Below are 7295 nucleotides of genomic sequence, written 5' to 3'. Positions count from 1 at the left end.
CAACCACACCACCCGTTAATCAGTATTGCAAAAATGGGGGTGACCATAGATTTTTCATGGGGGGCGGATTCAGTCGAGAATCAGGTGCGGCAAGAACCGACTCGAATCCTTGGTGATCAGGCTGTTGTCTTCCCGCACCCCAATACCCGCCGCCTGATCGGCAATCACCCAGGAGCCGATCAGCGTGTAGCTGTCGCCGAGCTTCGGAAGCGGGGCGAACTCTTGCAGGATGAAGGGCGCATCCGTGTAAGGCCCGTCCTGTTTGACGATCAGGCCGTCAGCGGTTTGCAGTTCGATGTTGGCGCCTTCCCGCGAGAAGAACGGCTTGCGCACCCAACCCTTGGGCACTGCTTTGCCCGGGTCGGTATCGAGATGGGCGGCAAGCAGGTTCGGATGCCCTTTGTGGAACTCCCACAGCAACGGCAGGATGCCTTTGTTGGAGATGATCGATTTCCAGGCCGGCTCGAAAAACTGCGTATCACTCTGGGCGATCGCCACGCCAAAGGGTTCGTGAAAGATGAACTCCCAGGCATGCAGCTTGAACAGGTGAGGGATCCAGCGATCTTCGAGGTCGACGAAGCGTCCGTCGCTGGTGAGTCCGATGTCTTCGATGTCGATATGCCGTGATTCGATGCCGACTTTTTCTGCGACCAGGCGCAGGTAATCGGTGGTGCCTTTGTCCTCCATCGAGTCTTTCATCGAGGCGAAGTAAAAGGGCTGTTTGAGCTGCAGTTGGGCGAAAGCCTGATGCAGTTTGGTGTCGATGCTGTTGAACTGGTCGGCCTGCTTGGGCAGCAAACCACGCTCGATGCATTGCTCCAGCCAGCCCCACTGAAACGCCGCCGCCTCGTACAGACTGGTGGGCGTGTCGTAGTTCAGCTCCAGCAATTTGGCGGGGCCGTTGCCGTTGTAGGAAAAATCCAAGCGCCCGTACAGATGCGGGTGGCCTTCGAGCCAAGACGTACGAATCAGGTCGTAGAACGGCGCAGGAATGCTCAGGCGTTCCAGCAATTCTTCGCTCTGAACCACGCGAGCCACCAGGTCCATGCACATCTCATGGATCTCGGTGGTCGGGTCTTCCAGATCGTTTTCGATCTGCTTGAGCGTGAACTGGTAATACGCGCTCTCGTCCCAATAGGGTTCATCGTCAATGGTGTGAAACAGAAAGCCGAGGCTTTCGGCAGTCTGTTTCCAGTCATGCCGTTCTGCGCAGTGGATCTTCTTCATGGCCCGGCTCCTTAACTGCTCGATCCGCCGCCCCAGCCACTGCGGGCACTGGCCTTGCTGCCGAAACCGCCACGGGAGGTGGAAGAGGCCACTGAGATCGGCTTGCTGGCCGAGCGGGTGCTTGCGGTGCTGTAGCCGCGGCCGTACTTCGCCTGGTCGGACCGGGTAAACGTCGTGCCCTTGGAAATCCGCTGGCCGAGCGTCGAGGAGGCATAGTTACCGCGATCATCGCGATAGCGGTACACCGGTTCGGAGTAGTAGCTGTTGCGGTTGTTGCTCAACATGTTGCCGATCAACAGGCCGGTCAGCAGGCTGCCGGTGGAGAAGCCTGAGCCGCCACTGTTTGCCTGTTCGGCAGGCAATTGTGCTTTGGCGGCGTCCACCTGGGATTGCGTCACCTGGCCATCGGCCGTCAGTTCGAAACCACCCAAGCGGGGGATGAACTTGCCGGCGGAGTCCTGTTGGCACCAGTCGGCGACAAAGTCGGCGTCGCAATCGGCCTGGTTGTCGTACACCGGCGCAAGGCGACGATGCTCGGCCAGGGCGGTCATGTAGGCGTCCGAGCAGACGTCCACCGGCAGTTTTTCATCGGCGCATTGCTGAACGGACTGGAAGTTGTATTTCTTCTGTACCGAATAGGTTTTTTCCGTTGGCCCGCAGCCTGATATCGCCATGGCGACCGACGCGGCAAGCGAGAGCTGAACGTACTTGCTTCGTTTCATCCGGATCTCCGCGCGATCAGTTCTGGGAAGGGGTCATGCACGCGGCGTTCAACATGCCTACGCTGATGGCCACTGCCGCGACGTAGATGCCGGCCGCGATTTCACCTTTCTGGATGCGTTCGGACGCGCCTTTGAGCACCAGGCTGGTCATCAGGAATGCCAGCAACTGGACGAACGCGGCAATCACTGCCCAGACGACGAAGTCGAGGATGCTGATCGAGTAGGCAATGACATTGCTGGCCGGAATGGCGAAACCGACGATGGCACCGCCCAGGGCGATCGCGGCGGCAACGTTGCCCGAACGGATCAGTTCAAATTCCTTGTGCGGCGTGATTCGGGTGTAGATGAACTGGAACAGGGCGAACAACACGGCCGCACCGACAATGTACGAAACAAACCCGAGGACAGCGGTTTGGTTCAGGGAAATGGAGAGTGCTTCGAGCATGATTGTTCCTGTTTAGTAAATGGTCAGGTCGGTGGTGTACAGCGAGATGCCCAGCGAAGTGCTCAAGCTGATGCTGCCTTCGGCATCTTCTTCGACGGAGAACAGCAGGAACTCCCGGCGATTGGTCAGCCCGGTGTCGCGGGCGTACAACATCGAATGGTGCTCGATGCGGTAGGTCTCATCCGGGTTGCTCAACTGCTCGCTCAGCGCCACGAGTTCGGTCTGGCCAGACTCGGTTCCCCATTCACGGGTGTATTCGACACCGTTATGGCTGTAGGTCGGCAAGCCGATCAGGCTGTCGGGGCCGGCCAGTCGGCGCAGCTCCGCTTCACTGCTGATGGTCACGTAGTCGAGGTAGTTGAACAGGATCACCGACTCGACCTGCCCGGCGACATCGCCGGTGGTGTGCACTTGCAGCCAGTGGTCTTCGTCGTTCATGTAATAGCGTGACAGCCAGGCCGATTGACCGAGCTCGATGGTGCCGGCACTCCAGATCTGCTGGGCGGCGGGCACGGCCACGGAAGTTTTGCCGTCGAGCAGCAAGGTCAGGGTCGAGTCGAACATCACGCTTTTGCCTGATGCCAGGCCCAGCGGGCCGGCGGGCGACTCATTGAGTGGCGCGCTGTCATTGGCGATCCACTTCGAGTTCGAGTTCGAGTTTGGAGCCTCGAGCCCCATCAACTGTTTAAACCATCCCATTGAAGACTTCCTTGAGGGGGAGAAGAGGCGATGCAGGCTCATTCAAATGCGTTTATGGGGCGGCATTTAACCTAGTGCGCGACGCGGGGGAAAGTACCTTGGCCGCAATAAAACCGGCGAACGCACCAAAGATATGCCCTTCGAAAGAAACACCCTGACGGGGCAGGAAGCCAAAGATCAGACCGCCATACAGCAGCGTCACAACGCTGGCCGTCAGCAGATTGCCCCAACTCCTCTGGAACCACGCGCGCGCCAGCAGGTACGCCCACAACCCGAACACCCAGCCGCTGGCACCGATGTGATAGCCGGAAAAACCGAACAGCCAGACCAGCGAGCCGCCCAGCAAAATGATGATGGCGCTGACGGTGAAGAAGCGGTTGCGGCCTTCGACCATGACCAGAGTGCCCAGTATCAGAAAGGCGATCAGGTTGGCGCTCAAGTGAGCGAAGGAGCCGTGCAAGAAAGGCGAGGTGAGGATGCCGATCAGTCCGTGCATCGTTCTCGGCACCAGGCCGAAGGCAACAAGACTGTAGCCGGTCGCTGAATTGAGCAATTGCAGCACAACCATGAAGATCGCCAGAGCGGCGACTGTCTTGAAACCCTTCAGGGCATCCATCCTTGACCTCGACTTGACGTAGGAGCGAGCAAGCTCGCGATGGTCGTTAACGATGACGCGCAAAGCCTGATACCCCGTGGCGTTCTCAGGTTTTTCGCGAGCATGCTCGCTCCTACAGGTGCGGCTTCGATTACTCGGCCGATTGTTTCTTCAGGCGTTCCAGGATCGCATTGGCGCTGCCTTCGTTTGGCGTAATGCCGGCCTCGCGAAGTTTGCGTTCCAGATCGTTACCGGTCGACGCTTCTGCCAGTTCATCCTGGGCGTTCAGTTCGGCGGCGCGTTGCTGTTGCTTGGCCTGCAGGCGGTTGAGGGTGCCAACCGCGGTTTCCAATTTACCGTTGGCGCCGCCACTGGCGATCGAAGCGCTGACCTGGGCTTTCTGTACGCTTTCGCGAGCCTTGGCCATGTCCACTTGCTGGCGCAGGCTTTTGATTCGTGCTTCGGCTTTGTTGATGTCCTTGCGCATGTTTTCCGCGTAGGTGCCGAACTCGGTAGCTTGTTTCTGCTCGACATCCAGCTCATTGGTCAGGGTCGAAATGGCTTCGGCCACTTCCATCGCCAGGTCTTCGCGGTTGGCCTGGATCGCGGCCATGGCCTTGGACTCCAGGTCCTTGATCTTGGCGTTGTACTCGCTGACGCGATCAGCCGACAGTTTGTGCTTGGCCATGATGGTGACCAGCTCGCGACGGGCGTTGGCCAGGGCGCTATCGGCTTCGCGGATTTCCTGGTCGAGGATGCGCAGGGCCTGTTGATCGACGATGGCTTCGCCGACTTCGGTGGCGCCGCCGCGCAATGCGGTGAACAACTTGCTCCAGATGGACTGTGTCATGTGGGCATTCCTTTCCTGATGATTACTTGAAGAAGCGTTCGAAGGCTTCGCTGGCACGCTGGACGTTGTCGACCAGGGTTTTCACCTCGGTCACCACGTTGGTCAGGCTGGAATCGGAACTCAACGCGCCGAACATGTTGTAGACGATCTGCCCGTTCGGCATGGACTCGATACCGATCGATGAAAGCGGGAACATTTCCCGGCTGCGCAGCACGGCATCGTTGAATTTCGGTACGTCATTGATGGATTCGACATCGACCAGAACGGTATCGACGATGATCTGATCACCGGCGACGGCGATGTGAATCGGCAGACCGCCAAACTCGTTCATTTCCAGTTTGATGCTGGGCTCGGAGCTCTGGATCAGGGAAAGCGTGATTTCTTGCGAAGCCACCTCGTCCAGAGCCTGAAGGGCGTTGAAGAGGCTGTCGATGTTCCAGTTGTTGCCTGCGCTCATGTAATTCTCCGACATGAATGAGCCAGCCAGAATCGGTTGGCGTAGCTGTTGCTCCATCTGCTTGAGCAAGCTTCGGTTTTCGGGAAGCACCCAAGTTTCGTGTTTCACATAACCGGCGGCTGCCAGACCCGCGCGCATCTGCTTCATGTAAAAGCTCGACGGCTTTTTCGCGGACGGTTTTGCGCGCTCTCCCTTTGGGCTCTTTGATGCGGCAGGCTCGACAGGCGGGCCTGACAGGGAGCGGCTTTTCATGGCAGTGACTCCGTTGTGAACATCTCACGCGTGAGCAACCCTACAGCGAAATCAGAGTGCCATCAATGGCTCACGCGTGAGATTTTATGACCGCCCACAAAAAGGCCCGCGACGAGGCGGGCCTTGGTTCTTTCGACGGGTTGATCAGCGGCTGGCGTTCAGGTATTCGTCGGTGGAAATCACATTGGCGTAGGCAAAACCCAGGGCCGACATGAACGCGGCATGTACATGGGCGGCCGGAACGGTCGTGCCGTTGAACTCCAGGTCACGGGAGGCACAGGCATCGTGGATCACAATCACGCTGTAGCCCAGATCATTGGCGGCGCGGGTGATACCGTCGACGCACATGTGGCTCATGCTGCCGACGACCACCAGTTCCTTGACGCCTTGTTCGTCGAGGATCGATTGCAGTTCGGTTTCGCGGAACGAGTTGACGAAGTGCTTGAGTACCACCGGCTCGTTGCCCTGGTTGAGGACTTTGGGGTGCAGCTTGGCGCCTTCGGAGTTCGGGGTGAAAAACGGTGCGTCCGGTGAGGTGAACTCGTGGCGGATGTGCACCACCGAATCACCGGCCTCGCGGAAGGCCTTGAGCAAGCGGACGGCGTTGTCTGCGGCGGCATCGGCACCGACCAGCGGCCACTTGCCTTGAGGGAAGTAGTCGTTTTGGATATCGACTACGATGAGTGCTTGCTTGGCCATGACTGTTTCCTCGAAGTGCGGGTTGGGTGTGGAATGAAGTATCGGCCCGGCGAGCCCGTTCGAGGATTGGCCGCACCGACAATAGAAGGGGGAAAACTGACAATGGACGCACAAAGGGCAATCGCCGAACTGGGCGTGTTGATCTATCCCGGCGCGCAGATGGCGGCGGTGCATGGGTTGACGGACCTGTTCGGGGTGGCCAACCGGATCGCCGCCGAACATCAGGCCGCGCACTTGCCGTTATTGCGCGTGAGCCATTGGCAGGTCGAGGGCGATCAGCCTCCCGCTCGGGTCTACGACAGCCATCCCGGTGCGGACACTGCATTGGTGGCGGTGTTGATTCCGCCATCGATTGGCGGTTTTACCGAAGGCCAGGCACCGCAAGCGCTGATTCGCTGGCTTCGCGAGCAACATGCCAGTGGCGCGACCTTGGGCGGTGTCTGCGTGGGCTCGATCCTGCTGGCCGAAAGCGGACTGCTCGACGGCCGTAGCGCTACCACCCACTGGACCTCGGCGAAGACCTTTGCCGAGCATTACCCGGCAATCAAGCTCAAGGCCGACACGCCCATCGTCGACGACGGTGACTTGATCACCACCGCCGGGTTGATGGCCTGGTCCGAGTTGGGATTGCGCTTGGTGGATCGCCTGATGGGGCCGAGCATTGCCACCGGCACCGCGCGTTTTCTGGTGGTGGAACACAGCGACAGTGCCAGCGAGTGCGGCAGCAATTTCGCTCCGATCCTCAGCCACGGCGATGCGTCGATTCTCAAGGTGCAGCACTGGCTGCAAAGCACCGGCGCTACCGATGTATCGCTGACGACAATGGCCGAGCGGGCAGGGCTGGAAGAGCGCACATTCCTGCGCCGTTTTCGCACGGCTACCGGGCTCAAACCCACTGAGTACTGCCAGCATCTGCGGGTCGGCAAGGCACGGGAAATGCTTGAGTTCACCAACGGCACCATCGATCACATCGCCTGGACCGTGGGCTATCAAGACCCGGGTGCATTTCGCTCGACGTTCAAGAAAATCACCGGGCTGGCGCCGAGTGATTACCGGACGCGGTTTGGGGTGACGCCGGTTGCGGCAGCACGGTAATCGCACCTGTAGGAGCGAGCTTGCTCGCGATAGCGGTGTGTCAGTCACATCAATGTTGAATGTGCTGCCGTCATCGCGAGCAGGCTCACTCCTACAATGGATCTCCACAAAGCTTGAAATCGTGCAATTTGCAGGAACGGCATTAACGGTCGTGCAGAATAAAGCAGGCGTCCTGCCATCACCGATTCTGCAACCGGCTGATTGGAAAAGCATTTTCGAGCAGCCCCGATTGGCCTGATCTCTGCACCCTTCCA

The 7295-nt window shown here is 59.1% G+C and carries 9 protein-coding genes; 1 reads left to right on the top strand and 8 read right to left on the bottom strand.

The window, feature by feature from the left end; translation table 11 throughout:
- Window positions 1-69: 69 nt before the first annotated feature.
- The 8 genes from ACW9JC_RS15055 to ACW9JC_RS15020 form a co-directional block, all read right to left on the bottom strand.
- A complete protein-coding gene (locus ACW9JC_RS15055) occupies window positions 70-1227 on the bottom strand; it encodes a glutathionylspermidine synthase family protein (protein WP_457455733.1) in 1158 nt (385 codons plus the stop codon).
- Between the two features lie 11 nt (window positions 1228-1238).
- Complete coding sequence (locus ACW9JC_RS15050) at window positions 1239-1949, bottom strand: DUF1190 domain-containing protein (protein WP_338583407.1); 711 nt, start codon at window positions 1947-1949, stop codon at window positions 1239-1241.
- 16 nt (window positions 1950-1965) lie between these two features.
- On the bottom strand, window positions 1966-2394 hold the full coding sequence (locus ACW9JC_RS15045) for a DUF350 domain-containing protein (protein ID WP_338583405.1): 429 nt from the start codon (window positions 2392-2394) through the stop codon (window positions 1966-1968).
- A 12-nt stretch (window positions 2395-2406) separates the two neighbouring features.
- Window positions 2407-3093: a DUF2491 family protein gene (locus tag ACW9JC_RS15040; protein ID WP_457455730.1), complete on the bottom strand. Its 687-nt coding sequence runs from the start codon at window positions 3091-3093 to the stop codon at window positions 2407-2409.
- Between the two features lie 52 nt (window positions 3094-3145).
- Window positions 3146-3709: a rhomboid family intramembrane serine protease gene (locus tag ACW9JC_RS15035; RefSeq protein ID WP_457455728.1), complete on the bottom strand. Its 564-nt coding sequence runs from the start codon at window positions 3707-3709 to the stop codon at window positions 3146-3148.
- Window positions 3710-3839: 130 nt separating this feature from the next.
- Window positions 3840-4538 (bottom strand): PspA/IM30 family protein, encoded by a 699-nt coding sequence (locus tag ACW9JC_RS15030; protein WP_338583402.1) that lies wholly within the window; start codon window positions 4536-4538, stop codon window positions 3840-3842.
- Between the two features lie 22 nt (window positions 4539-4560).
- The gene (locus ACW9JC_RS15025) at window positions 4561-5247 is read right to left on the bottom strand and encodes a YjfI family protein (RefSeq protein WP_457455726.1); all 687 of its coding nucleotides are present in this window, start codon (window positions 5245-5247) and stop codon (window positions 4561-4563) included.
- 144 nt (window positions 5248-5391) lie between these two features.
- Window positions 5392-5946, bottom strand: coding sequence for a cysteine hydrolase family protein (locus ACW9JC_RS15020; protein WP_338583399.1), 555 nt, complete (start codon window positions 5944-5946; stop codon window positions 5392-5394).
- 102 nt (window positions 5947-6048) lie between these two features.
- Between ACW9JC_RS15020 and ACW9JC_RS15015 the strand changes: the two genes are divergently transcribed.
- Window positions 6049-7041: a GlxA family transcriptional regulator gene (locus ACW9JC_RS15015; RefSeq protein WP_457455723.1), complete on the top strand. Its 993-nt coding sequence runs from the start codon at window positions 6049-6051 to the stop codon at window positions 7039-7041.
- The last annotated feature ends 254 nt before the right edge of the window (window positions 7042-7295 follow it).

The organism is Pseudomonas sp. SDO5591_S426 (genome assembly GCF_054070755.1).
The sequence above is the reverse complement of the archived record's forward strand: the minus strand, read 5'-3'. Positions and strand labels throughout refer to the sequence as shown.

What these genes read in the sequence shown, in the direction of transcription:
- ACW9JC_RS15055 (WP_457455733.1), bottom strand. Translation starts at nt 1,227, where the DNA reads ATGAAGAAGATCCACTGCGCAGAACGGCATGACTGGAAACAGACTGCC.
- ACW9JC_RS15050 (WP_338583407.1), bottom strand. Translation starts at nt 1,949, where the DNA reads ATGAAACGAAGCAAGTACGTTCAGCTCTCGCTTGCCGCGTCGGTCGCC.
- ACW9JC_RS15045 (WP_338583405.1), bottom strand. Translation starts at nt 2,394, where the DNA reads ATGCTCGAAGCACTCTCCATTTCCCTGAACCAAACCGCTGTCCTCGGG.
- ACW9JC_RS15040 (WP_457455730.1), bottom strand. Translation starts at nt 3,093, where the DNA reads ATGGGATGGTTTAAACAGTTGATGGGGCTCGAGGCTCCAAACTCGAAC.
- ACW9JC_RS15035 (WP_457455728.1), bottom strand. Translation starts at nt 3,709, where the DNA reads ATGGATGCCCTGAAGGGTTTCAAGACAGTCGCCGCTCTGGCGATCTTC.
- ACW9JC_RS15030 (WP_338583402.1), bottom strand. Translation starts at nt 4,538, where the DNA reads ATGACACAGTCCATCTGGAGCAAGTTGTTCACCGCATTGCGCGGCGGC.
- ACW9JC_RS15025 (WP_457455726.1), bottom strand. Translation starts at nt 5,247, where the DNA reads ATGAAAAGCCGCTCCCTGTCAGGCCCGCCTGTCGAGCCTGCCGCATCA.
- ACW9JC_RS15020 (WP_338583399.1), bottom strand. Translation starts at nt 5,946, where the DNA reads ATGGCCAAGCAAGCACTCATCGTAGTCGATATCCAAAACGACTACTTC.
- ACW9JC_RS15015 (WP_457455723.1), top strand. Translation starts at nt 6,049, where the DNA reads ATGGACGCACAAAGGGCAATCGCCGAACTGGGCGTGTTGATCTATCCC.